Source organism: Roseibium aquae, assembly GCF_008711285.1.
Classification (GTDB): domain Bacteria; phylum Pseudomonadota; class Alphaproteobacteria; order Rhizobiales; family Stappiaceae; genus Roseibium; species Roseibium aquae.
Genome location: NZ_VXDC01000002.1, coordinates 198,832 through 221,410, shown reverse-complemented (window position 1 = coordinate 221,410; position 22,579 = coordinate 198,832). Strand labels below are relative to the sequence as shown.

Sequence of the window (22,579 nt, the reverse complement as noted above, 5' to 3'; positions counted from 1 at the left end):
AAACCGGGCTCAAACTGTGCCCAGCGCATCAATAATCTGCCCGACGGCAGCTTCGATTGTCCCGGTGTTTTCAATACGGGTGACATTGGGAACATCGTGGACATCGAGATCCGCCTGGGCAAGGCGGGCGCGGATCTCGGTTTCCCCCTCCCGCCCGCGGGCGGCGAGACGGGCCGCCAGAACATCCACCGGGGCGGTGACCAGGATCACCTGAAACCGCGCGTATTTCGCATTGGCTTCCCCCAATATCCGGCGGGCTCCATTCGCGATAACAGTCCGGCCCTGTTCAATCGCGGTGTCGCAGGCCTTGGGCAAACAATATCCCAGCCCATGGGCCCGCCAGCTCAAGGCCAATTCGCCAGAGGCGGCCAGATGGTCAAACTCGGCCATCGTCAGCGTGTCGTGATCTTCGCTCGCCGCGTCCGGGCTACGGGTGATGAGGCGCCGGGCAAAGACCAGGTCATCCCGCCCCATGCATCGCTCTTTCAGGGCCGAAATCAACGTGTCCTTGCCGCTTCCGCTCGGGCCGACCACGAGAACCATCTTGCCCGGACCAACCTTGCCGGCTGGCACGGGCAGATCGGGATCTCGAACGGGCGCGGGCCTGCCAGACCCTTTCGCAGCCTCCATCAAGCGACCCGGCGGCCTTCGCGCCAGACCCCCCGAACGATCGGGATCTGGCCCACAAGACGAACCTGAACCAGATCGGCCCGGCGGCCCGGTTCCAGACGCCCGCGATCAGACAGGCCAATCGCATCGGCAGGTTTGGCTGTCACCATCGCAACCGCATCGGGCAGCGTGATCGCGTCGACCTCTTCCGCAAGTTGAAACGCCGCCTGAAGCAGGGAAACAGGCACGTAATCCGAGGACAAAACGTCCAGCCAGCCGTTCTCCGCCAATTCCCTTGCAGACACATTTCCCGAATGGGACCCGCCGCGCACCACATTCGGCGCGCCCATCAAAACGGCCATCCCGGCATCCTGCGACGCCTTTGCCGCTTCGGTGGTCGTCGGGAATTCTGCGATTCTGGTGTTCAAGGAGATGGCCTCCTCGACATGGTCGATCGTGGCATCATCATGACTGGCAATCGCGATCCCGCGCGCTCCGGCAAACGCGGAGATCATCTGGCGGTTCTGCGGCGCATTCTTGTCGGCCCGGGCCTTCCGCTCTTCGATAAATGCATCCATCTGGGCGTCGTTGAACCCCTTTTTTCCCATGTAGTAGGCGCGGAAGGAGTGCAAGGAGACGAATTGGCGCTGGCCGGGAGTATGATCCATCAGCGAGATCAACCGGACCCTCGGGTCATTCTCGAAAACGGAAAACGCCTCCATGACGTCCGGCGCGGAGACTTCGCAGCGCAGGTGGATGAAGTGGTCTGCGCGCAAACGGTCTTCCGCCTGTCCGGTCTCGATCGCATCGGCCAGCGCCCGCATGTCTGAATAGCGCAGGTCCGCATCTTCATCCATGCCGACACGGAGCGCGTCGAAAACGGTGGTGATACCGGCGCAGGCGATCTGGGCGTCATGCGCCTGAACCGCCGAAACCGGGTTCCAATGCACTTTTGGCCGGGGAGCATAGTGCACTTCCAGATGATCGGTGTGCAGTTCGACAAGTCCGGGCAACAGGTAGTCGCCTTCGCAGTCATGCCCGGATGCTGTGCTTTGGCCGCCGATGTCCGCGATGCGGCCATCCGCCCCGACACTCAGGCTCCCTTCACGAACTTCACCGCTTAAGACGAGATGGGCATTCTTGAAAGCGGGAGAAATACTGCTCATTGAACCTCCTTCAGCCGGGCCGCCGCTTCACTTGGGCGCGTCTCTCCGGTCAAATCGAACATGGAATGGACCTCGAATGGCGCGCCGCGCTCGGGCTCGACATAAAGGCCGAAAGCCGTGCACGTTATCGGCCGGCCGGTCATTTCCTGAAAATGGGATTGTGCGGCCCGCTCCAGATAAAGGGCTTCGTTGTCATCCACCAGCTTGTTGGTGAGCGTCATGTGGAAGCGGAAATCCCCGAACACATACGGGTATCCCCAGTGCACCAAATTGTTGTCCTGAACCCGGGTCAGCCCCGCGGCGCGGCGGCGCGCCAGATCGCTTTCCGGCAGCGGCGCCCGGAAGGGTTCGAAAGTCTTCACGCACAGCGCCGCAAGGGCCGGCAACTCCGGCGCCTCCTCGCTTGGCGTCAGGGCCAGAAATCGCCCTAGGCGGGTGACCTCAAGACCCGGGATGCCGAAGGGGGCGACGTGCGACCCGAACCGCGCGCATTCAGCCAGGAGATCGTCCTCCAAAACGCCCTGTTTCAACGAAAAGGGCGCCTTCAGCGTGCCGTGAAATCCGTAGCGGCGCGGATCGGCGGTCAATTCGGCCAACCGCTGGGCGCTGACACCCGGTACATGGGGCTGGATCACCGGCAGCCCGGTAAAGGGGTCCCGGCCCAGCCACAAGGATCCAAGCTCCATCAGCGGATCGTTGGCGGGCGCCGCAAAATAGATTGCATACCGCATCAGCGTATTTCTCTTCTCTATTCAAAGAAGGCCGCCGGGGTTCCGGCGAAAGATCTCATGCACCTACGTGTCCACCGTGTCGATCCTGTGACGGTCCTGCCGGATCTGCCGGCTTTAGGCAGCTGTGACCTGAAAGTCCGTCACGTCGATGATCCGATCGGCAATGCGCTCGCGGACATCGAGATCGTGCAGTATTCCGAGCATCGCAACGCCCTGTTTTTTCTTTTCATCCACCAGCGAGACCACGACCGCCCGGTTGGCGGCATCGAGCGAAGCAGTCGGTTCGTCCAGGAGCAGAAGCGCGTAGTCCGCGATGAAGCCACGAGCGATATTGACCCGTTGCTGCTCGCCGCCCGAAAAGGTCGCCGGCGGCAAGGACCAAAGACGCTCCGGCACGTTCAGTCGGGCCAGCAGGTCCTTCGCCTTGCCGGCCGCCTGCGCCGCATCCGCGCCTTGCGCGATCAACGGTTCAGCGACCACGTCCACGGCGCTCACCCGCGGGATGACCCTCAGAAACTGGCTGACATAGCCAATAGTATCGCGGCGGAGAGACAGAATTCGCCTCGGCTCCGCCCCCGCAATGTTGATGATCCTGTCCCCCACCGTCACGAGAATCTGACCTTCCTCGCAGCGATAGTTGCCGTAGACCATCTTCAGGATCGAACTTTTGCCCGCGCCGGAAGGCCCGCCAAGAACCGCGCATTCCCCCGCGGCGACTGAAAAATCGACATTCGATACCACGGGGATCCTGATCCCGTTTTGCAGGTGCATGGTGAACGTCTTGGCGACCCCATTTAGATATAGGCGTACGGTCATGGGCGGCCTCATCAAACTTGCAAGATGGAAGAAACAAGAAGCTGGGTATAGGGTTCGCGCGGATCGTCGAGGACCTGATCCGTCAGGCCGCTTTCGATGACGAGCCCGTCCTTCATCACCATGATCCGGTGCGACAGGAGCCGGGCAACCGCGAGATCGTGGGTAACGATGATGACGGCCAGACCCATGTCGGCCACAAGCTGGCGCAGAAGATCCAAAAGACGCGCCTGAACCGAAACATCCAGCCCCCCGGTCGGCTCGTCCATGAAAACCAGCCGCGGCTTGGTCACCAGATTGCGGGCAATCTGCAGGCGTTGGCGCATGCCGCCGGAAAAGGACCGCGGATCGTCATCGATCCGGTCTTCGGAGATTTCCACCCGTCCGAGCCAATCTGCCGCCGTCGCGCGGATCTTGCCGTAGTGCCTGTCCCCGACTGCCATCAGCCGTTCTCCGACATTGGCGCCCGCGGACACGGTCATGCGCAGGCCGTCGGCGGCATGCTGGTGTACAAAGCCCCAGTCGGTCCGCATCAGGAAGCGGCGTTCGGCTTCGCTCAACTGATACAGATTGCGCATCGACCCGTCCCGCATGCGGTACTCGATGACACCTGTACTGGGCGGCAAGCGGGTCGACAGGCAATTGAGCAAGGTTGTCTTGCCCGATCCGCTTTCCCCGACAATGGCCAGGACTTCGCCCGGCCACAACTGAAACACGACATCCTGGCAGCCGATGCGGCCGCCATAATATTTCGTGAGTCCGCTCACGTTCAAAAGCGGCTCGTCATTGAGTGTCACGCTCATTGAACGGTGTCCTCTGCATCCGATGATCCTTTTGAAAGCTGGCTCGCCGCCGGGTCGGCGGCCATCGGCCCGGTATGGCCGGCCGCCCGCCGCTCCTCGCAGTGATCGGTGTCGGAACAGACGAACAGCCGGCCGCCCTCGTCATCGAGGATGACTTCATCGAGATAAACACCTTCAGCACCGCAGAGGCCGCAAGGCTTGTCGAAGCTCTGGATTTCGAACGGGTGATCCTCGAAGTCGAGGCTTCTGACGCCGGTGTAGGGCGGGACCGCGTAAATGCGCTTTTCCCGTCCCGCGCCATAAAGCTGAAGCGCGGCCATCCGGTCAATTTTTGGATTGTCGAATTTGGGCGTCGGCGAGGGATCCATCAGATACCGTCCGGCCACCTTGACCGGATAGGCATAGGTGGTCGCGATCCGTCCGTTCTTCGCGATGTCCTCATAGAGTTTCACATGCATGAGTCCGTAATCCTCGAGCGCATGCATCTTGCGGGTCTCGGTCTCGCGGGGTTCAAGGAACCTGAGCGGCTCCGGGATCGGCACCTGAAAAACGATGATCTGGTCTTCGCGAAGCGGCGTCTCGGGAATGCGGTGCCGGGTCTGGATGATGCTCGCCTCCTGGGTCTTGAAGGTCGTCGCCACACCGGCAGTCTTTTCAAAGAACCCGCGCAAGGACACCGCGTTGGTGGTGTCGTCGGAGCCTTGGTCGATCATCTTCAGGCAATCGGCCTTGCCCAGAATGGCTGCCGTGACCTGAACACCGCCCGTGCCCCAGCCGTAGGGCATCGGCATTTCCCGTGAGGCGAATGGCACCTGATAACCGGGAATGGCGATCGCCTTCAAAATGGCGCGGCGGATCATCCGTTTGGTCTGTTCGTCCAGATAGGCGAAATTGTATTCCTGCTCGAGGTTTGAGGTGGTCTCGACGCTCATTCCGCGGCCTCCTGCGTTCCGGTTTTCGCGCCATCCCGGGCGGCGAACCATTCCGCCCGGAGTTTGCGCACGAGATCGAGTTCGGCCTGAAAATCCACATAGTGCGGCAGCTTCAGGTGTTCGACGAAACCGGTTGCCTGAATGTTGTCGGAATGGGAGAGGACGAATTCCTCATCCTGGACAGGGGCGGTCTGTTCTTCGCCCAGTTCCTGCCAGCGCAGAGCCCGGTCAACCATCGCCATGGCCATGGCCTTGCGTTCCACCTGCCCGAAAACAAGCCCGTAGCCGCGGGTGAAGGCGGGTGGGGCCTTGGCCGACCCGGAGAACTGGTTGACCATCTGGCATTCGGTGACCTTGATGGTTCCCAGTGGCACTTCGAAGCCCAACTCTTCCGCATAGAATTCAACTTCGACCGCGCCGTATCGGATCTCGCCGGTAAAAGGATGGGTTCGCGCATAACCGCGCTGGGAGGAATAGGCGAGCGCCAAGAGAAAGCCCTCGTCTCCACGTGCAAGATTTTGCAAGCGCAGGTCGCGGTCGGCCGGAAACGCCAGAGGCTCACGGGTCAAATCGCCCACCGCAGCACCCGGATCTCCGGCGGGGTCCGGTTCGATCAAACCTTCCGTACCCAGCAGATCGGTGACCCGGGGCATGGGCGCATCCGTGTGACACGCCCGATCCGGCTCCGGCAGATCACCTTCTTCTTCCGCGGCAAGGGCAAAATCCAGAAGCCGGTGGCTGTAGTCGAAGGTTGGTCCGAGCACCTGCCCGCCTGGCAAATCCTTGTAGGTTGCCGAGATCCGGCGTTCGACCCGCATCGCGCCGGTATCGACGGGCGTGCTGTAACCAAACCTCGGCAGGGTGGTGCGATAGGCCCGCAGGAGAAATGTGGCTTCGATCAGGTCCCCACGGGCTTGCTTGATTGCAAGCGCTGCCAGACCTTCGTCATAAAGCGAGCCTTCTCCCATAACCCGCGCGACCGACAACGCCAGTTGTTCGGCAATCTGGTCGAGTGTGAGCGAGGGAACCGATCTATCGCCCCGCCGGCGGTTCGCGAGCAGTTTGTGCGCATTGCGGATTGCCTTTTCACCGCCCTTGACAGCCACATACATGAATCAGGCCTCCATTGGGGTAATGGTCGTGGACCGGGGCAAAGCGGCGACTTCAGTGGCTCCGGCGAAAATGACATCCACACCGCGCGGGAACTGGGTGTTGTTGTCGGCTGCCTGCCGCCAGAATGCCGGGGGCAGCAGGCCTGCCGAAAAGCGTTTGGGTTCTTTCAGGCCGGGCCCCGCCAGAAGTGCAGCATCGCCCTGACCAAAAACGGTGCGGCACAAGATCAATGTCGCGGCGCGGTCAGGATATTCGAGCGAGCCCTGATCAAAACTGCAGAGCGGCATGAGGCCGCGCGGATCGTTGATCAGCGCGAATTGCGCGTCGACCGGCTCACTGACGATGCGCGCGCCTGTATGAAAGGTCAGAAACGCGGAAACATCAGGCGACTTCCGCAAGGATCCGTCCAGCCAGACCGGCGTGTCATAGTCGAACAGTGTCAGCGCCAAGGCCGCGCCCATCGGCGACAACGGCTGCGGGGGCGCGAGACTGCCCGGATCAAAGGATTTCAGAGTTCCGGGCTGGGCCATGGCCATCATGACAGCGCGAAAGCATCTCTGGGCATCATGCACCGGATCGGCAAATCCGGGTGCCAGGACCGGGGCTGAAAGCGGCTTTTGATCGGGCATCAATCGTCTCCCCGAACCATCGTGAAAAAATCGACCTTCGTTGCGGCGGTTTCCGCAGCCAGCCTTGCGGCTTCTGCCTCCTGCCGGGTCTTGAGCGGCTGAAGCACACTCGCCATCACCAGTGGACGGGAGGTCTCGCATTGCCAGAGTGCGTCGCAGACCGCGGCATGAACCGCCTTTGTCTTGTGACGGCCCAAAACGTAAGCGTGGCCGGTCTGTCCGCCGGCCAGCCGGACAACGCAGCGGGTGACAGTTGCCTCGCCAAGATTGAACGGCTGACCCGACCCGCCAGTCCGGCCCCGAACCATGACCAGGCCGGTTTCAGGCGGACGGACAAAGTCATAGTCCGGTGCAACAGGCAGGCTGGAATAGGCTTTTGCGAGATCTTCCGGCCTCGTCTGCGCAAGAACGGCCATCGCCGCCTTTCGGTCCATGTCGGTGGAAGACCGGGATTCGGAAGCCGCCGGGCTTGTCATGGGAGTCGCCTTTCCGCATGGCTTTTTGGCATCTGGGTGGATCACCCTTTCAGAACCGGGGAGATAACCGATATTTGTATATTTGTCTATACAAATATTATGTTTGACACAGTCATACCGAGCTCCGATGACACACGCATGACGACACGCATTTCCATAGACCGCGGCGCGGGGATTGCCGTCTGGCGGCAGATCGGCGAATGGCTAAAAGGCGAAATCGCCAGCGGCACCTTCAAACAGGGCACGCGCCTGCCGACAGAATCCGACATTGCAGCTCAATTCGGGGTCAACCGGCACACGGTTCGCCGGGCCATTGCCGCACTCGCATCCGAGGGAATCGTAAGGGCCGACCAGGGCCGCGGGACCTATGTCGCGGCCGCCCCGCTGTCCTATCCGATCGGCCCCCGCACCCGTTTTTCCGAGATCGTCTCGGGTCAGGCAAAGGCGCCAAGCGGCCGGCTGATCGGCTCGCGGACCGAGGCGGCCAACGCCTTTCTCGCCGCCAAACTGGACGTTCCGGTCGGGACGCTTCTGATCCGGCTCGAGGCCCTCCGGGTGGCCGATGGTATCCCGATCATTGTCGCCACGAGCTGGTTCGAACAGGCGCGGATGCCGAACCTCGTCACTGATTATGCGGAAACCGGTTCCATTACCGCTGCCCTGACAGCGGCGGGCATCACCGACTATCAGCGAAAAGGCAATCAAATCACCGCTGAACTTGTCGATCCGCAAGACGCCCGGCATCTCAATGTGCCCATTGGCCAACCGGTTCTGGTGGTTGAAAGCGTCAATATCGACAAGAAGGGGCAACCCGTTCAATTCACACAGGCGAGAATGGCGGCAGACCGTATCCAGCTCATTGTAGAAACCTGACAGCGGGATAGCCCACATACCAGGCTGGAGGGCAATCCGTGGATGGTTGGCAAGCGTACACGCCACACCCAACCCGAAGCGGTGCCTCGATGACAAAAACAAAAGTGATCCTGTTCGGTTCCATCGGGACCCTCGCTGAAACCTCGGAATGGCAGCGTGAGGCCTTTAACCGCGCCTTTGGACAAGCCGGCCTGGAGTGGGCCTGGGATCTGACCACCTATCGCGCGCTGCTCAGGACACCGGGCGGGCAGAACAGGATCGCCCACTATGGCAGAAGTCTTGGGCAAAGCGTCGATGCGGCCCAGATCCATGCGCTCAAGACGCAGAACTTCCATGACATGCTGGCCACGCGCGCGCTCCAGCCCCGTGCCGGTGTGCTTCCTGTTCTTGACTGGGCAAGCAAGCACGGCATCAAAATCGGCCTGGCGTCAACCACCAGCCGCGCCAATATCGATGCGCTTCTCAACGCCATGCGAACGACCATTTCACGCGATCAGTTCATCTATGTTGGCGACGCGAGCCGGGCTGCACGGACCAAACCGGCGCCAGATATCTATATGGACGCGCTGGACGAGACCGGCTTCGCCGCAGCCGACGCGATCGCGATCGAGAACACGGCCGAGAGCCTGACGGCGGCACTGCGCGCCGGGGTCGCGGCCATTGCCTTTCCGGGCGAGAACGCGTGGGATCACGATTTCACCGGCGCTGTGCGAACCGTGAATTACTTGTCGCCCGAGCTTTTTGAAGATGTGCTCAAGATCACTCCCGTGGCGTGACCGCTTAATTGGGATCTTAGCGGCGCCAGGAGTTCTTCTGCCGCCTTGCCCTCCGCTTCCGCCGCCACACGGCAATGAGCATGTCCTTCGAAGCGCCGCCGGGCGAAATACCGGTACAGTCGGCGGCTGACCGGAGCGATGACCGGCAAGGACACGAATTTCGCAAGCAGGCTCCAGCCGCGATACTGGCTCCACAGGAGCACGAAGGCCTCCACACCGAGGTGGATCCTCCCGGTATTGTCTTCCACATGCATGAGCATCAAGGCTTCGGCCTGGGTGATGTTCCGGCCCTCTAGGGCGGCCGGGTCGCGGGCGATATCGCGGAACAACACGCTGTGGCGCGGTGTGCGGCGCTTGAAGAACTCGATCTCGCGGGTGCATAGCCCGCATTTCCCATCGTAAAATACTGTAATCACGGCCGCGCTCCTTGTTGAGACGTCTACGCGCATCGCATCCCGGAGGATTACCGGACCGTTTTCTTCACGCGGCCCCGGATTTCATCGGCGCCCGGTTGGAATTTTAAATATTTGACTGAAATCGCGATTTCGACCAGCTTCGGGGCAACCGCATGTTCGGTTCGCTGCTGCGGGGAGCGGTATCTTTCCCGACCAGACATTGGACGAACGGCTGCTGACAACAGGTTGCGAGGGGGAACACCACATGACATTCAAGGCTCTGCTGGTCGACAAAACAGAAGACGGCACGACCCATGCCAGTGTCGAGGAAATTGGAGAAGACCGGCTGCCGGACGGTAACGTGACCGTGTCGGTCGAGTATTCGACCTTGAACTACAAGGATGGTCTGTGCCTCGGTCCGGGCGGTGGCCTGGTCAAGACGTATCCTCATGTGCCCGGCATCGATTTCGCCGGCACGGTCGATGAATCCTCGGACGATTGGTACAAGCCGGGCGACAAGGTTGTTCTCACGGGCTGGCGCGTGGGTGAGGTCTGGTGGGGCGGCTATGCCCAGAAGGCTTGCGTGAAAGGCGAGTGGCTGGTGCCGCTTCCCGATGGGTTGACCACTCGGGATGCCATGGCGGTCGGAACCGCCGGGTTCACCGCGATGCTTGCGGTCATGGCGCTTGAAGATCACGGCCTGACACCGGACAAGGGCCCGGTTCTCGTGACCGGTGCCGCGGGCGGCGTTGGCTCGGTCGCGGTCGCGATCCTCGCCCATCTCGGCTACGAAGTCGCCGCTGTGACCGGCAGGGAAAGCACGTGGGACTATCTCAAGGCGCTGGGGGCCAGCCGGATCGTTCCGCGCGACGACGTCGCCGAAACCGTGAAGCGGCCGCTGGAAACCGAAACCTGGGCCGGCTGCATCGATGCGGTTGGGGGCCCGATGCTGGCGCGGATCCTGGGTCAGATGAAATATGGATGCTCGGTTGCCACGATCGGCCTTGCCGGTGGAGCAAACCTTCCGGCCAGCGTCATTCCGTTTATCCTTCGCGGCGTCAATCTGCTCGGCATCGACAGTGTCATGCGTCCCTATGACGACAGGATCAGAGCGTGGGAGCGCATTGCCAGGGATCTTCCAATGGACAAACTCAATGCGATGGTTCACCTCGCGACGCTGGCGGATCTGCCGTCGCTGGGAGCCGATATCCTGAAAGGTCAGGTCAAGGGACGGGTGGTGGTCGACGTGAACGCGTGACAACGGATCGCTTGTCCGTCCCGGATTCCTGTTGCGTCACCCGCAAACCTCTTCTATAAGCCCCCGGTCCAGAGTCGTCCGGCTCTCCGTGGACAGGACTTTTGCGTTCTCGCGAATCGTCCCCTCCCGGAAACCAAGGGCATGCCGTGTCGGCTCTGAATGCACCAACAAAAGCGTATCCGGTGTTCCGGATACACCAAAGAAAGGATGCAAAATGCCCAAGCTGAAGACAAAATCGGGTGCCAAGAAGCGATTCAAGGTCACCGCGACCGGCAAGGTGAAAACCGCGCAGGCCGGCAAGCGCCACGGCATGATCAAGCGCACGAACAAGTTCATCCGCAAAGCACGTGGAACAACCACGCTGAGCGAACAGGATGCACGGATCGTGAAGCAGTACTTGCCCTACGCTTAATCCGCAGCCTCAAGGAGATCATCTGAATGTCACGCGTAAAACGGGGCGTTACCGCCCACGCCCGTCACAAAAAAGTTTTGAAGGCTGCCAAGGGCTACTATGGCCGCCGCAAGAACACCATCCGCGTCGCCAAGCAGGCCGTTGAAAAGGCCGGCCAGTACGCTTATCGCGACCGGAAAGCCAAGAAGCGGAATTTCCGCTCGCTCTGGATCCAGCGCATCAATGCCGCCACACGCGAACATGGCCTGACCTATGGCCGGTTCATCGACGGCCTGAACAAGGCAGGTGTGGACGTGGACCGCAAGGTTCTTTCCGACCTCGCGATCCATCAACCCGACGCTTTCAAGGCGTTGGTCGACAAGGCGCAAGGCGCCCTGGCCTAAGCCTTTTCGAAGACACGACTTACGAATTGGGGCGTCATCCGCAAGGTGGCGCCCCTTTTATTTAGGGGTTCGACGCTTCCGGTTTCTGGTGTATGCACAAATTGGCGTTCGGATTGGTCCCGCGCTGAACCCACAGGAGACCCGCCAGTGTTGAAGGAGGTGATCGATCGGGGAAACCTGCCCGACCGGATCCTGCCGATTTATGATCACTGGACCGGTCTGATCCGAAACGGACAGTTACCTGAAATCGGCGATTTTTCTGCCAGGGCGCTCAAGCAGGCCATGGCACATTCCGTGCTCACAGAGGTGGTGCACGGCGAAGATGACTCCGTGCAGGATTTTGTTTTCCGGCTCATCGGCAGCTTCATCGCCGAACGGATGCCTCAGGTATATGTGGGCGAGCACCTGTCCAGCCTGCCGGGAAAAGGCCCCGGCTCGCAGATCTGGTCGGCATACGAAGCCACCGCCACATCGGGGCTACCGCGTCTCGTCACCCTGCCATATGTCTCGAGCATCGGCGGTCACTCCCGGTCGGACGAGGTATTCCTACCTCTTGCCAAAACCGGCGAGGCAAGAGTTGGTTATATTCTGGTCGGCATTTCCCTTGATTGACCGCGCCGCGAAGGTCCCATTTCTCATGGGTCCGAATATCCGCAATTTTTCAGATTGCGGTTATTGGATCTTAAACGGGTTGCACCAATGATTGAGGCCACCTACGCACCCAAACCGCGAGCAACAGGGTTTTGGAATGGGCGGAACACCCCTGACTGACCAATTCGAAACGCAATTGGACACCGACAGGTGTGACAAGCGGGGCGAAAGGTATATCAGCGGAGCAACCCTTGCGATTGCCGCAGCGCTGTTTGTGTACGTTCAGGCCCCCCCCGGGGAGCCGGCCCAAGACCATCGGCTTGTGATCGGCGGTCTTCTTCTCGCCCTGTTTACAAGCGGCGCTGTCCGGTTTTTTTGGGCCGGACAAGCCGTCGCGGGAACCAGACGTTTCTGCGCCTTGTCCATCCTGGATGTTGGGTTGGTATTCGCGATCCTGGGCCTCCACGCGCTGCAGATGGGAGGCGCGATCTCCGGCATTCTTGGGCCCTTCCCGTTTGCCGTTCTGATGGCCCTGATTGCCCTGCGTGTCATGCGCTTCACCCTGCCACCGGTCCTTGTCGTCTCGGGCAGCGTTGCCGTCGGTTGGGGGGCTGTCTTGACCCTGACGCTTTGGGATCACCTCCCCCCGTTTTCCGGCACGACACCCGGCGATCTCCTGGCTGCTTTCCGCGCCACCGGGGTGTCTCCCGGTGGCGAAGCCGCCAAGCTTTTGGTGTTTCTGTTTGTTTCGACAATCGCGGTCCTCGCGGTCACCCGGGCACGGCGGCTCATCACGCGGGCTCTGACCCTGGCCAAGGCTTTGCAGACTTCCCACATCGAAACCGAACAACTGGCCTTGCACGATCCTTTGACCGGTTTGCCCAACCGGCGATTTCTAGATCGGATAATCGCGCAGTTGATCCGGGATGCGGATCTGGAACGTTCCGTCGGCCTGATCCATGTCGATCTGGACCGGTTCAAGCCGATCAACGACACTTATGGGCACCGGACAGGAGACATGGTGCTGCGCCGGGTCGCGGACATATTGCGAAGCTGCAGCCAGGACGGCGATCTCGTCGCGCGGATCGGCGGGGATGAATTTGTTGTGCTGCGCGACAACATTTCCGGAACGTCCGGGCTGGAAGACCTGGCCAGGACCCTCGTCTCGAAAATCGCCGCGCCGATCGATGTGGAAGGGCGCAAATGCCGGTTGTCGGCCAGCCTTGGATATGCGGCCACGACCGCCGGTCTCGCCGACACTCTCATCGTCAATGCGGACCTTGCCACTTATCAGGCCAAACAGATGGGCCGGAATTGCGCCCGGGCCTATTCGAGCCAGTTTCATCAAGAGTTTCAACAAAACAGTTTGCGGGGTGAGGAGGTTCTGAACGCTTTGGAAGAGGGCGAGTTCCTTCCTTATTTCCAGCCCGCTTTCAACGCCAGGACCGGAATCCTTTCAAGCATCGAAGTCCTGGCCCGTTGGAAACATCCGGAAAAAGGAGCGATCGGCCCGCATTTCTTTTTGTCGACGGCACGCGAACTGAGAGTTCTTGATCGCCTTGACCGTGAAATGGTGGAGAAGGGCTTACTTGCCGCCCATGAACTGGCTACGGCCGGCCTTACGATTCCTGAGCTTTCCTTCAACATCAGCCAACCCGGCCTGGAGGACCTGGATTGGTTCATGGAAAAATGCCAGGGCAGCCAAAAGATTGTCTATGAACTCTCGGATGCCAATCTGTCCGGGCAGAAGGCCGATGAGGCGCTCTGGCTGGTGACTGCATTGCGCGACAAGGGGGCAAAGATCGCTCTCGACGGCTTCGGCGGTGTCAACGGATCGATCACAAGTCTGCTGACCATCCGGCCCGACAAGATCAAGCTCGATCCCAAGATCATCCGGCCCATGCCGCATTCGGAGGCTGCACGCAAACTGGTCAAGTCATTGATCGATATCGCGACCTCATACAAGGCGGACATCGTTGCTGTCGGCGTGGAGACAGCGGTCCATGCCGGCTTGTTGAAGGAAACCAATTGTGCGGAGTTACAAGGCCACCACTTCGCCCGGCCCATGAGCCAGAGCGAATTGCTTGAGGCCTGGAAGAACGGCAAGTTGAACGCCACAACGGCCACCCTGAAGCAAACCGGAAGCTGAAGACCTTCCCGGTCAGGTTGGAGCGGCACGATCCAACCTGGGAATGCGATGCTCCAGGAACCCGGACTTGTCGCAACCGCTCACGCCGCAGCCGGCGCCCAGGCATAAACATCGCCGGAATTGGCGCTTGCCGGCAGGGACATCACAGCATCCAGAAGCACCGCGCTGGAAACGGCCCGCTCGAACGCGAGACGGTGACTTTCACCGAGCGCATAGTTGAACCGGTCAAAACCCAGGGCCGTCAGTCTTTCGAGGCAGGATGGCACAAGATCGATCTGGATCAAGGTGAACTCGAAGGAGAGGGCCGGAACAGGTCGCGACAACCCAGCCAGAACCTTCGGTTCATATCCTTCCACGTCGATTTTGATGAACGCGGGAGATCCAAAGCGTTCAATCAGGCTATCCAGGCAGACCAATGGGACCGTCACGGACCGGTCCCAGGTCTGGCCTTCCCAACCGGCGGCGCCGCTCGCGGCTTGCGTGAAGGCCGGCGACGCGGTCGAGACGGTCGGGTTGGCGGAGTTCACAAAGAGTTCCACCTCGCCATACGCTTCGCCGCAGGCGGCCTGCACCAGGCGCACCTTCCGGTCTCGGCCATGGATCAGGCGCAGCGCCCGATAGGGCATCGGTTGGGGCTCGACCGCCACCACCTGCGCTCCCAGTAACCTCATGGCCGACACCCGATCTCCGACATGAGATCCGATGTCGAAGGCCAGATCGCCCGGACGGAGAAACCGGGCATAGAGCGCTTCCATCGCACTGCGGCGGCCCGCGTCCCGATAATAGACATCAAAGGAGCGGAAAAGCCCGGAAAGCCCAGTCGACGGCATCCCACACCTCTTTTCCGGTTTGCCTGAATCACCACGGCGCACAGCCTACGCGGTCCAATCCGGCTTCGCAAAGCGATCCAAGACCTATTTGTCCCCGCAATGCCCGCAATCTGCCCCCAACGGCGTCCCCGGGTTAACCAACACTTCACAATCCGGTGCGTTCCGCAGACAAAAGGTTAACAAAAGGTTAACATTGGCATGAGCTTTGCGAAGGACATGGCAGGCACGCGCCAGACGTGCCGTTCTGGGACAGGTGAAGGCAATCGCCGTGCGAATAGAACGGATTTCCGCCCTCGGGCGTTTCACAATGAACCTCGGCCATGGCAACAACCATGAAGGCCGGGACCACGACCGGCACGCCGAGATCGACCGCCGGGTTCCCGCCATTGTGGCCGTGCAGGATCCCGGCGACCATCCACCGCTGCCTGCCAGGTATCGACCCAACGCTGTTTTCCTCGCGCATCTGATCGCGATGAAGGAAGACTTCCCGCAAACCCGGACCTATCGCCGGGAAACGCCGGATGTCGGCACAAGGGCCTATCGGACCACCTCGGCCCTGCCGCGGCGGCGGGAGTGCGGACGGCTTGTGTCGACCGTCCGATGATTTGCGCGCGGGACCGCTGGTCGGCCCGGCCGGGTCAAAGACCGGCCGCATGCCCGTCCTTGCGCGGATCCGATCCAGCCGTCAGAACCCCCCGCTCCCGATCGATCATGATCGCCTGCGCTCCGCCAATCGCCGTGGTGGCGATGGATGCCTCGTGACCCCGATACCTCAGACTGTCGACGGTTCGCGCCGGAACGGTGCTCTCGATATTCAGGGCATGCGTTTCAACATCGAAGAACATGCGTGGCGCATCGATCGCAGCTTGAACGTCCATCCCATAATCGATGATGTTGGTCAGAAGATGCGCATGACCGCACGCCTGATAGTGGCCGCCCATGACCCCAAACGAGAGCCACGGCGCCCCATCCTTTAGGGCCATGGCCGGGATAATCGTGTGCAGCGGGCGCTTGCCGCCGGAAATCGACTGCGCCTTTCCGGGTTCGGGCGTGAAGACATATCCGCGATTGTGGAGCAGGATCCCGGACTTGGGCGTCGTGATCCCACTGCCGAATTCGTTGAACAGCGAGTTGATGAACGAAACCGAAAGCCCGTCCTTGTCCACCACGGTCAGATACACCGTATCGGTTTGCGGCGGCAAACTGCTGCCTGGAATGTCGGCGAGCCTGCGGTCGATGGCAATCATGCCCGCCAGCCGGTCGATATACGCGTCCGTAACCAGGGACGTATGGCAAATGTCCATGAACCCGGGATCGGTTACGAATTGATCCCGGACGGTGTAGGCGATGCGGGCGGCCTCCATTTCCAGGTGAAACCGTTCAGGTCCCAGGGGATCGAGCGTTTCAAGCTCGAAACGCTCCAGAATACCCAGGATCAGAAGCGCGATGACGCCTTGTCCGTTCGGTGGCAACTCCGCGATTGTATGCCCCTTGTAATCCCGCAGAATTGGCGAAACGGCGGTCGTGTGGCAGGCCGCCAGATCATCGGCTGTCATGAGCCCGCCGAGCTTTGCAAGCGTGCTTGCAATCTCTTCGCCAATCGGCCCTGAGTAAAACGCGTCGGCTCCCCCTTCCGCAATTGCGCTGAGCGTGTCCGCCAGGAGCGGATATTTCAACACCGTGCCGGCAGCGGGTGGGGCTCCGTTCAAAAGGTAACACGCGCGGGTATGGTCATGAACCGACAGTTTTTCGACATTGTTCGCCCAGTCGTGGGCCACGCGCGGCGCAACTGTAAATCCATCGCGGGCATAGCCGATCGCCCGCTTCAACAGCCGGTCGAAACCGCGTGTTCCATGCGCCTTCAACAGCGTTTCCCAGGCGCGGACGGCGCCGGGTACCGTCACAGTATGCGCAGATGTTGGTTCGAACCGGGACACGCCGAGATCCGCGAACGTTTCCGGCATGGCCGCTTTGGGCGCGCCGCCGGATCCGTTGAATCCGATCATCCGACCGTCCGGTTCCGTGACAATGACGAAGCAATCCCCGCCAATCCCCGTCATGTGCGGCTCGACAACACCTTGGACCGCGACCGCCGCGATCGCGGCATCGACGGCATTGCCACCTTCGAGAAGGATTTCGAGCGCGGCGCTTGTGGCCAACGGATGCGATGTGGCAACTGCGGCTTCCCGGGCATGCACGGGGGACCGTCCGGGTAATTGAAAATCGCGTGTCAAACTCTTCCTCCAGACACTCGAAAGGCGCACCTTGTGGCCGTGCTTTTTCCCGCGCGGAGCAAATGCTACTCCACTTCGGTTGCTGGCTCTAAGGGAACTGGTTTGATAGCCCTTCGAAAGATTCAAGCGCCAGACCCTAGCGGAGAACACCCCCGATGCGCAAACTCACACTTGTAACCGCACAGACCATCATTTCTGCCGCATTCGAAAAAGCGGAAAGCTTGCAGTTGAAACCGTTGACCGTCGCCGTACTGGACGCGGGCGGACACACCATCGCTCTGGCCCGCCAGGATGGCGCATCGATCATGCGCCCTCAAATCGCGACCGGAAAGGCCGTCGGTGCGTTGGCTGTCGGTGTGGGAAGCCGGTGGCTCAATGCCAACGCAGAAACCCGGCCGCATTTCGTCCAGGCGTTGAATGGCGTATCGGGAGGGGCGATTGTTCCTGTCCCGGGCGGCGTTCTGGCGAAAACCGAAGACGGTGAAATTCTCGGCGCCGTCGGGATCACGGGCGACACCTCCGACAACGACGAAGCGGCCGCCGTGGCCGGGATCGAGGCAGTTGGCCTCGTGGCCGATTGCGGCTGACCGTCGAACCCGCGGCACAAGGGCGGCGTGACCGGTGTCATGAAGACTTCATGGCACCGGAGTTGCGTGGACAACCCGCCAGCGGACCTGCCCGAAGGGACAGACGTCAGGTCTTGTCCGTGAGCTGATTGATTTTCTGCTGCATCTCGGCGAGCTGTTTTTTCATCTCGTTGAGATCGGCGCCTTCATTCCGGGAGCCGGTGTCCGGCTTGTCCGCGGCCGGCATTTCTCCGGTCGAGAACGGCATGAACATCTTCATGGCCCGCTCGAACATTTCGGTGTTTCGCTTCACCTGGTCCTCGATGGCCTCCAGCGCCGTTGCCCCGAAGGCTTCGCTCATCTGGGCGCGGATCTTTTCCTGCTCGCGTGTCAGCGAAGTCATCGAATATTCCAGATAGCTGGGCACAAGACCCTGCATGCTATCGCCGTAGAACCGGATTAACTGGCGCAGGAACGTCACAGGCAACAGGTTCTGTCCCTTGCCTTCCTGTTCAAAAATGATCTGTGTCAGCACAGAACGCGTAATGTCGTCCCCAGTCTTTGCGTCGTAAACGATGAAGTCTTCCTCTCCCTTCACCATCACCGCAAGGTCTTCCAGCGTCACGTAAGTACTGGTACCCGTATTGTACAGGCGCCGGTTCGCATATTTCTTGATGATTGTTGGCTTGCTGGTCTTCGCCATCTGCTCTTCCGCATGAGTGTATCAGATCGGAAACTTTCCGTTTGACGACAAGGCGTTCCTGGGCCGTACCGTCTCCTCCTTTCTGCACACTAAGCCAATCGGACAAGATGTGACCAGCATTTTATCATAATGGCGAAAATGCAGGCGGAATCCCCGCGAAAACTGGACCGGTCTACGTGGCATTGCTGTTGACTCGCATGCGGCAACCGGTCTCTAGTCCCGTTCATCAGAACCGGTCCGGATCCCCGATCGGGCGATCGCCCGGCCCACCCCGGTTCGCCCAGGTCCTTTTACCGGAGACACATGCATGAGCTCTTCCACAGATGTCGTGATCGTAAGCGCCACCCGGACACCGGTTGGTTCCTTCAGCGGGTCTTTTGCGACCACCCCGGCCCACGAACTGGGCGCCCATGCCATCAAAGCCGCCCTTGAGAAGGCCGGTGTCGATGGCGCGGATGTGGATGAAGTCGTCTTCGGCCAGGTGTTGACCGCGGGCTCCGGCCAGAATACGGCCCGCCAGGCCGCCATCGCGGCGGGCCTTCCGGCCAGTTCCACCGCCTGGGCCCTCAATCAGGTCTGCGGCTCCGGCCTGCGCACGGTGGCCATTGCCGCTCAGCAGATCCAGACGGGCGATGCGACGATCATGATCGCTGGCGGTCAAGAGAACATGACCTTGTCGCCACACTGCGCGCCCATGCGCGCCGGTTACAAGATGGGCGATTACAAGATGATCGACACCATGATCAAGGACGGCCTGTGGGACGCCTTCAATGGCTATCATATGGGCCAAACCGCTGAGAACGTCGCCGAAAAGTGGCAGATCACGCGTGAACAGCAGGACGAATTCGCCGTCGCATCCCAGAACAAGGCTGAAGCGGCCCAGAAGGCCGGCAAGTTCAAGGACGAGATCACCCCGTTCACGGTGAAGGGCCGCAAGGGCGATACGGTCGTCGAAGACGACGAGTACATCCGCCACGGGGCAACCCTGGAAAGCGTTGCCAAGCTGCGCCCCGCCTTCACCAAAGATGGAACGGTGACAGCCGCCAACGCGTCGGGCATCAATGACGGTGCCGCCGCCCTTCTGGTGATGAGCGCGGCGGAAGCCGAAAGGCGGGGCCTGACGCCACTGGCGCGCATCACCTCCTGGGCAACGGCGGGCGTCGACCCGACCATTATGGGCACCGGCCCGATTCCGGCCTCCCGCAAAGCGCTTGAAAAAGCCGGCTGGTCCGTGGACGACCTGGACCTGGTCGAAGCCAACGAGGCGTTTGCCGCCCAGGCTTGCGCCGTGAACAAGGACATGGGCTGGAACCCCGACATCGTGAACGTCAATGGCGGGGCTATCGCCATCGGCCATCCGATCGGCGCATCCGGGGCACGCATTCTCTGCACGCTCCTGCACGAAATGAACCGCCGCGACGCAAAGAAGGGCCTTGCCACGCTCTGCATCGGCGGTGGCATGGGCGTTGCCATGTGCCTGGAGCGTTAAGCTCCTCAAAATTTTTGATCTTTGTCATGGCAGTGACATCCGGTCGCTGCCATGACAGATTTTGCATTGACAGGATTTGAAAACCGAATGCGCTGGTAAACAAGCGGATCATGATCACCCAGGAGGAGGGGACGGAATGAGCAAGGTTGCATTGGTCACGGGCGGCACGCGCGGCATTGGCGAGGCAATTTCACGGGGTTTGAAAGCGGCCGGATATACAGTTGCCGCCACCTATGCCGGCAACACCGAAAAGGCCGAAGCCTTCAAGGCGGAAACCGGCATTCACGTCTACAAATGGGATGTGTCCGACGCTCAAGCCTGCGCCGACGGCATCGCCAAGGTTGAAGCGGAACTGGGTCCGGTCGAAGTGCTCGTGAACAACGCCGGCATCACCCGGGACGGCATGTTCCACAAGATGACCTTCGAGCAATGGCGCGAAGTGATGTCGACGAACCTTGATTCCATGTTCACGATGACCCATCCGGTGATCAATGGCATGCGCAGCCGCGGCTCGGGCCGCATCATCAACATCTCCTCCATCAACGGCCAGAAGGGCCAGATGGGCCAGACGAACTATTCGGCCGCAAAAGCGGGCGTGATCGGTTTCACCAAGGCGCTGGCACAGGAAAACGCGTTCAAGGGGATCACGGTCAACGCGGTCTGCCCCGGCTACATCAACACCGATATGGTCGCCGCCATGCCTGAAAAGGTGCTGGAATCGATCGTCGCCGGCATCCCTGTCGGGCGCCTGGGCCATCCGGAAGAAATCGCCCAAACCGTGGTTTATCTTGCTTCCGACGCCGCGGGCTTCATGACCGGTGCCGTCATGACGATCAATGGCGGTCAGTATATCGCCAACGGCTGATCCGCCGGACTTCCGCTTGGCCCTCCCGGCCGGACCCTGTGCGATCCCGGATCTCTGGTGCGCTGCATCCGGGATCATGAAAGCAAACTTCCTTATCAAGCCAAGGCGCCCAAGCGGGCGCCTTTTCAATGTCGGCAGCGCATGAAAGCCGAAACAGATCCGCTTTTCCTTGACCCTTGCGGGCTCCGGTCCCTATCTGTGTGCGATATGCCCAACGCAAACCGAAAGAGCCCCATGGAACTCGAACACGCCCCGAACGATCCGACCCGCAAGGAATTGCCACCGCTTTTGAAGCTGGCGCTGGAACTGGGGCCCTTGGGGATCTTCTTTCTGTTCAACTCCCGGGGCGAGCAAATCGCAGCGGCATTTCCGGTGCTGCAAGCCGTTGGCGAGCCGATCTTCCTCGCAACGGCGGCCTTCATGGTGGCGATTTCGATTTCGCTTTCGGTGTCGCTTGCCCTGACCCGGCGGCTGCCGATCATGCCCCTCGTGTCCGGCGTCGTGGTGCTCGTGTTCGGTGCCCTGACCCTTTGGCTCAACGACGAGCTGTTCATCAAATTGAAGCCCACCATCGTGAACTGCCTCTTCGGCGCGGTGCTGCTGGGCGGCCTTGCGTTCGGCAAATCCCTGCTCGGCTACGTCTTCGACAGCGCCTTCAAGCTCACGGACGAAGGCTGGCGGGTTCTGACCTGGCGTTGGGGCCTGTTTTTCTTCTTTCTCGCCGCTCTCAACGAGGTCATCTGGCGAACCTTCTCGACCGACTTCTGGGTCAGCTTCAAGGTTTTCGGCGTCATGCCAATCACTCTGGTCTTCACCCTCGCCCAGCTGCCCCTGATCCAGAAGCATGCGCTTGAGAGCGAGAACGACGCTCACTGAGACGAAACCCGGCGATACCAGTCCATCAAAGCCTGACGGGATTCCGGCGTTTCATGGTGTCCGGCGCTTGCGTCCCGCAAGGCGGTGAGAGTGTCAGGGGAAGACGAGTAGGCGTGTTCCAGACGCCGGACAGCCGGCAGATAGGCATCGTCCGGCGTCAGTGGATCTTGGCCTCCAGTGAACACGAACTGCGGCCGGGGTGCGGCTATGGCGGCAATATCGCTCATGTCATGGCCGGGCAGAAGACCTGGAATGGTCATGTACATCCCATGGAGATCGTGACCGCCGGCCTTGATGAGCGGCGCGATATCGGAAAAGACGCAAAGGTGCGCGCACGCGGCGATGCGGTCGCTCAAGGCTGCCGTCAAGTAGGCCAGCGTGCCGCCCATGGAAATCCCGATCGATGTCGTGTGACGCGGCCTTGCAAGGCATTGCAGCACCTCCAGCGCAAGAAGCAGATCGCTCGCCATCTGCCCCATCAAGGATCCACCCCGCCAGAGGGCTGCTTTGGCAAGCGCCGATTCCGTGCCTTCCTTCTGACGGCCTCCAAATCCCGCAAGATCAGGACAGATGACCGTGGCACCGAGCCGGACGAATTCGATCGCGAGCGGCGGATCCCGCAGCGCCGGACGTCCAGCGACAGCTTCCAGCCGGCCGATGTCGTACCTGTTGCCATGCGCATGGCCGTAAAGGATCGCGTTCGGCGTATGCTCCGCCCCTTCCGGGGACAAGCATAGTGCCGGAATACCCAGCGGCCCGAGGCGAAGATCCCGGATGCGAACGCCATCTTCCGCCCGGTCCGTTTCGACTGTGAAGCTTGCCGCGGCTCGCTGAGGCACGCCAAGCAGCTTGGTCAAACCCTCCGGTGTGAGCGGCCTCACGTTCTGCCTCCAGCCCTCCGGCTGAC

The 22,579-nt window shown here is 60.9% G+C and carries 26 protein-coding genes; 12 read left to right on the top strand and 14 right to left on the bottom strand.

What is annotated here, in order from left to right; all coding sequences use genetic code 11:
• Positions 1 to 9 precede the first annotated feature (9 nt).
• From phnN to phnG, 9 genes are all read right to left on the bottom strand, one after another.
• Positions 10 to 630, bottom strand: coding sequence for a phosphonate metabolism protein/1,5-bisphosphokinase (PRPP-forming) PhnN (gene phnN, locus F0184_RS04755; RefSeq protein ID WP_150495013.1), 621 nt, complete (start codon positions 628 to 630; stop codon positions 10 to 12).
• Positions 630 to 1,775, bottom strand: coding sequence for an alpha-D-ribose 1-methylphosphonate 5-triphosphate diphosphatase (locus F0184_RS04750; RefSeq protein ID WP_150495012.1), 1,146 nt, complete (start codon positions 1,773 to 1,775; stop codon positions 630 to 632). The genes phnN and F0184_RS04750 overlap by 1 nt, the downstream gene beginning before the upstream one ends.
• The gene (locus tag F0184_RS04745) at positions 1,772 to 2,506 is read right to left on the bottom strand and encodes a DUF1045 domain-containing protein (RefSeq protein WP_150495011.1); all 735 of its coding nucleotides are present in this window, start codon (positions 2,504 to 2,506) and stop codon (positions 1,772 to 1,774) included. Before F0184_RS04745 ends, F0184_RS04750 begins: the two co-directional genes overlap by 4 nt.
• A 114-nt stretch (positions 2,507 to 2,620) precedes the next feature.
• The gene (phnL, locus tag F0184_RS04740; protein WP_150495010.1) at positions 2,621 to 3,322 is read right to left on the bottom strand and encodes a phosphonate C-P lyase system protein PhnL; all 702 of its coding nucleotides are present in this window, start codon (positions 3,320 to 3,322) and stop codon (positions 2,621 to 2,623) included.
• 11 nt (positions 3,323 to 3,333) lie between these two features.
• The gene (gene phnK, locus F0184_RS04735; RefSeq protein ID WP_150495009.1) at positions 3,334 to 4,122 is read right to left on the bottom strand and encodes a phosphonate C-P lyase system protein PhnK; all 789 of its coding nucleotides are present in this window, start codon (positions 4,120 to 4,122) and stop codon (positions 3,334 to 3,336) included.
• On the bottom strand, positions 4,119 to 5,054 hold the full coding sequence (locus F0184_RS04730) for an alpha-D-ribose 1-methylphosphonate 5-phosphate C-P-lyase PhnJ (RefSeq protein WP_150495008.1): 936 nt from the start codon (positions 5,052 to 5,054) through the stop codon (positions 4,119 to 4,121). The genes phnK and F0184_RS04730 overlap by 4 nt, the downstream gene beginning before the upstream one ends.
• Positions 5,051 to 6,166: a carbon-phosphorus lyase complex subunit gene (locus F0184_RS04725; protein WP_150495007.1), complete on the bottom strand. Its 1,116-nt coding sequence runs from the start codon at positions 6,164 to 6,166 to the stop codon at positions 5,051 to 5,053. The genes F0184_RS04730 and F0184_RS04725 overlap by 4 nt, the downstream gene beginning before the upstream one ends.
• A 3-nt stretch (positions 6,167 to 6,169) precedes the next feature.
• The gene (gene phnH / locus F0184_RS04720) at positions 6,170 to 6,796 is read right to left on the bottom strand and encodes a phosphonate C-P lyase system protein PhnH (protein ID WP_150495006.1); all 627 of its coding nucleotides are present in this window, start codon (positions 6,794 to 6,796) and stop codon (positions 6,170 to 6,172) included.
• Complete coding sequence (phnG, locus tag F0184_RS04715; RefSeq protein ID WP_150495005.1) at positions 6,796 to 7,272, bottom strand: phosphonate C-P lyase system protein PhnG; 477 nt, start codon at positions 7,270 to 7,272, stop codon at positions 6,796 to 6,798. The genes phnH and phnG overlap by 1 nt, the downstream gene beginning before the upstream one ends.
• Positions 7,273 to 7,410: 138 nt before the next feature.
• Between phnG and phnF the strand changes: the two genes are divergently transcribed.
• Entirely contained in the window at positions 7,411 to 8,145 is a 735-nt protein-coding gene (phnF, locus tag F0184_RS04710) for a phosphonate metabolism transcriptional regulator PhnF (protein ID WP_150495004.1), read from the top strand.
• Between the two features lie 89 nt (positions 8,146 to 8,234).
• Entirely contained in the window at positions 8,235 to 8,921 is a 687-nt protein-coding gene (locus F0184_RS04705; RefSeq protein ID WP_150495003.1) for an HAD family hydrolase, read from the top strand.
• On the opposite strand, the gene F0184_RS04700 is transcribed toward F0184_RS04705, so the two are convergent.
• Positions 8,867 to 9,337: a thiol-disulfide oxidoreductase DCC family protein gene (locus F0184_RS04700; protein ID WP_208998321.1), complete on the bottom strand. Its 471-nt coding sequence runs from the start codon at positions 9,335 to 9,337 to the stop codon at positions 8,867 to 8,869. The two genes, F0184_RS04705 and F0184_RS04700, sit on opposite strands and share 55 nt — an antisense overlap.
• A gap of 244 nt (positions 9,338 to 9,581) precedes the next feature.
• Between F0184_RS04700 and F0184_RS04695 the strand changes: the two genes are divergently transcribed.
• The 5 genes from F0184_RS04695 to F0184_RS04675 all read left to right on the top strand — a co-directional run bounded on the left by F0184_RS04695 (position 9,582) and on the right by F0184_RS04675 (position 14,109).
• On the top strand, positions 9,582 to 10,574 hold the full coding sequence (locus F0184_RS04695) for an MDR family oxidoreductase (protein ID WP_150495001.1): 993 nt from the start codon (positions 9,582 to 9,584) through the stop codon (positions 10,572 to 10,574).
• Between the two features lie 214 nt (positions 10,575 to 10,788).
• A complete protein-coding gene (gene rpmI / locus F0184_RS04690) occupies positions 10,789 to 10,986 on the top strand; it encodes a 50S ribosomal protein L35 (protein ID WP_150495000.1) in 198 nt (65 codons plus the stop codon).
• Positions 10,987 to 11,012: 26 nt separating this feature from the next.
• Positions 11,013 to 11,369: a 50S ribosomal protein L20 gene (gene rplT, locus F0184_RS04685; protein ID WP_150494999.1), complete on the top strand. Its 357-nt coding sequence runs from the start codon at positions 11,013 to 11,015 to the stop codon at positions 11,367 to 11,369.
• A gap of 147 nt (positions 11,370 to 11,516) precedes the next feature.
• Positions 11,517 to 11,981, top strand: a complete 465-nt coding sequence (locus F0184_RS04680) for a PAS domain-containing protein (protein WP_172971987.1) — start codon at positions 11,517 to 11,519, stop codon at positions 11,979 to 11,981.
• 136 nt (positions 11,982 to 12,117) lie between these two features.
• Positions 12,118 to 14,109 carry a putative bifunctional diguanylate cyclase/phosphodiesterase gene (locus tag F0184_RS04675; RefSeq protein WP_150494997.1) on the top strand — a complete coding sequence of 664 codons (1,992 nt, stop codon included), beginning with the start codon at positions 12,118 to 12,120 and terminating at the stop codon, positions 14,107 to 14,109.
• An 80-nt stretch (positions 14,110 to 14,189) separates the two neighbouring features.
• Here the strand turns inward: F0184_RS04675 and F0184_RS04670 are convergent, their stop codons facing one another.
• Positions 14,190 to 14,939 carry an FkbM family methyltransferase gene (locus tag F0184_RS04670; protein WP_150494996.1) on the bottom strand — a complete coding sequence of 250 codons (750 nt, stop codon included), beginning with the start codon at positions 14,937 to 14,939 and terminating at the stop codon, positions 14,190 to 14,192.
• 307 nt (positions 14,940 to 15,246) lie between these two features.
• Between F0184_RS04670 and F0184_RS04665 the strand changes: the two genes are divergently transcribed.
• The gene (locus F0184_RS04665; protein WP_150494995.1) at positions 15,247 to 15,543 is read left to right on the top strand and encodes a hypothetical protein; all 297 of its coding nucleotides are present in this window, start codon (positions 15,247 to 15,249) and stop codon (positions 15,541 to 15,543) included.
• A gap of 34 nt (positions 15,544 to 15,577) precedes the next feature.
• On the opposite strand, the gene ggt is transcribed toward F0184_RS04665, so the two are convergent.
• The gene (gene ggt, locus F0184_RS04660; RefSeq protein WP_150494994.1) at positions 15,578 to 17,173 is read right to left on the bottom strand and encodes a gamma-glutamyltransferase; all 1,596 of its coding nucleotides are present in this window, start codon (positions 17,171 to 17,173) and stop codon (positions 15,578 to 15,580) included.
• Between the two features lie 155 nt (positions 17,174 to 17,328).
• On the opposite strand from ggt, the gene F0184_RS04655 reads away from it, so the two are divergent.
• Positions 17,329 to 17,760: a GlcG/HbpS family heme-binding protein gene (locus F0184_RS04655; RefSeq protein WP_150494993.1), complete on the top strand. Its 432-nt coding sequence runs from the start codon at positions 17,329 to 17,331 to the stop codon at positions 17,758 to 17,760.
• Between the two features lie 106 nt (positions 17,761 to 17,866).
• Here the strand turns inward: F0184_RS04655 and phaR are convergent, their stop codons facing one another.
• Positions 17,867 to 18,442, bottom strand: coding sequence for a polyhydroxyalkanoate synthesis repressor PhaR (phaR, locus tag F0184_RS04650; protein WP_150494992.1), 576 nt, complete (start codon positions 18,440 to 18,442; stop codon positions 17,867 to 17,869).
• A 307-nt stretch (positions 18,443 to 18,749) separates the two neighbouring features.
• On the opposite strand from phaR, the gene F0184_RS04645 reads away from it, so the two are divergent.
• The 3 genes from F0184_RS04645 (at position 18,750) to F0184_RS04635 (ending at position 21,672) form a co-directional block, all read left to right on the top strand.
• Positions 18,750 to 19,931, top strand: a complete 1,182-nt coding sequence (locus F0184_RS04645; RefSeq protein ID WP_150494991.1) for an acetyl-CoA C-acetyltransferase — start codon at positions 18,750 to 18,752, stop codon at positions 19,929 to 19,931.
• A 136-nt stretch (positions 19,932 to 20,067) separates the two neighbouring features.
• Positions 20,068 to 20,796, top strand: coding sequence for an acetoacetyl-CoA reductase (gene phbB, locus F0184_RS04640; protein WP_150494990.1), 729 nt, complete (start codon positions 20,068 to 20,070; stop codon positions 20,794 to 20,796).
• Positions 20,797 to 21,030: 234 nt separating this feature from the next.
• Positions 21,031 to 21,672 carry a septation protein A gene (locus tag F0184_RS04635; RefSeq protein ID WP_150494989.1) on the top strand — a complete coding sequence of 214 codons (642 nt, stop codon included), beginning with the start codon at positions 21,031 to 21,033 and terminating at the stop codon, positions 21,670 to 21,672.
• On the opposite strand, the gene F0184_RS04630 is transcribed toward F0184_RS04635, so the two are convergent.
• Positions 21,666 to 22,553, bottom strand: coding sequence for an alpha/beta hydrolase family protein (locus F0184_RS04630; protein ID WP_150494988.1), 888 nt, complete (start codon positions 22,551 to 22,553; stop codon positions 21,666 to 21,668). The genes F0184_RS04635 and F0184_RS04630 overlap by 7 nt on opposite strands.
• Positions 22,554 to 22,579: the final 26 nt, after the last annotated feature.

Excerpts from the sequence above, each read along its gene's own strand:
- phnN (WP_150495013.1), bottom strand. The coding sequence starts at position 630 with ATGGAGGCTGCGAAAGGGTCTGGCAGGCCCGCGCCCGTTCGAGATCCC.
- F0184_RS04750 (WP_150495012.1), bottom strand. The coding sequence starts at position 1,775 with ATGAGCAGTATTTCTCCCGCTTTCAAGAATGCCCATCTCGTCTTAAGC.
- F0184_RS04745 (WP_150495011.1), bottom strand. The coding sequence starts at position 2,506 with ATGCGGTATGCAATCTATTTTGCGGCGCCCGCCAACGATCCGCTGATG.
- phnL (WP_150495010.1), bottom strand. The coding sequence starts at position 3,322 with ATGACCGTACGCCTATATCTAAATGGGGTCGCCAAGACGTTCACCATG.
- phnK (WP_150495009.1), bottom strand. The coding sequence starts at position 4,122 with ATGAGCGTGACACTCAATGACGAGCCGCTTTTGAACGTGAGCGGACTC.
- F0184_RS04730 (WP_150495008.1), bottom strand. The coding sequence starts at position 5,054 with ATGAGCGTCGAGACCACCTCAAACCTCGAGCAGGAATACAATTTCGCC.
- F0184_RS04725 (WP_150495007.1), bottom strand. The coding sequence starts at position 6,166 with ATGTATGTGGCTGTCAAGGGCGGTGAAAAGGCAATCCGCAATGCGCAC.
- phnH (WP_150495006.1), bottom strand. The coding sequence starts at position 6,796 with ATGCCCGATCAAAAGCCGCTTTCAGCCCCGGTCCTGGCACCCGGATTT.
- phnG (WP_150495005.1), bottom strand. The coding sequence starts at position 7,272 with ATGACAAGCCCGGCGGCTTCCGAATCCCGGTCTTCCACCGACATGGAC.
- phnF (WP_150495004.1), top strand. The coding sequence starts at position 7,411 with ATGACGACACGCATTTCCATAGACCGCGGCGCGGGGATTGCCGTCTGG.
- F0184_RS04705 (WP_150495003.1), top strand. The coding sequence starts at position 8,235 with ATGACAAAAACAAAAGTGATCCTGTTCGGTTCCATCGGGACCCTCGCT.
- F0184_RS04695 (WP_150495001.1), top strand. The coding sequence starts at position 9,582 with ATGACATTCAAGGCTCTGCTGGTCGACAAAACAGAAGACGGCACGACC.
- rpmI (WP_150495000.1), top strand. The coding sequence starts at position 10,789 with ATGCCCAAGCTGAAGACAAAATCGGGTGCCAAGAAGCGATTCAAGGTC.
- rplT (WP_150494999.1), top strand. The coding sequence starts at position 11,013 with ATGTCACGCGTAAAACGGGGCGTTACCGCCCACGCCCGTCACAAAAAA.
- F0184_RS04675 (WP_150494997.1), top strand. The coding sequence starts at position 12,118 with ATGGGCGGAACACCCCTGACTGACCAATTCGAAACGCAATTGGACACC.
- F0184_RS04670 (WP_150494996.1), bottom strand. The coding sequence starts at position 14,939 with ATGCCGTCGACTGGGCTTTCCGGGCTTTTCCGCTCCTTTGATGTCTAT.
- F0184_RS04665 (WP_150494995.1), top strand. The coding sequence starts at position 15,247 with ATGAACCTCGGCCATGGCAACAACCATGAAGGCCGGGACCACGACCGG.
- F0184_RS04655 (WP_150494993.1), top strand. The coding sequence starts at position 17,329 with ATGCGCAAACTCACACTTGTAACCGCACAGACCATCATTTCTGCCGCA.
- phaR (WP_150494992.1), bottom strand. The coding sequence starts at position 18,442 with ATGGCGAAGACCAGCAAGCCAACAATCATCAAGAAATATGCGAACCGG.
- F0184_RS04645 (WP_150494991.1), top strand. The coding sequence starts at position 18,750 with ATGAGCTCTTCCACAGATGTCGTGATCGTAAGCGCCACCCGGACACCG.
- phbB (WP_150494990.1), top strand. The coding sequence starts at position 20,068 with ATGAGCAAGGTTGCATTGGTCACGGGCGGCACGCGCGGCATTGGCGAG.
- F0184_RS04635 (WP_150494989.1), top strand. The coding sequence starts at position 21,031 with ATGGAACTCGAACACGCCCCGAACGATCCGACCCGCAAGGAATTGCCA.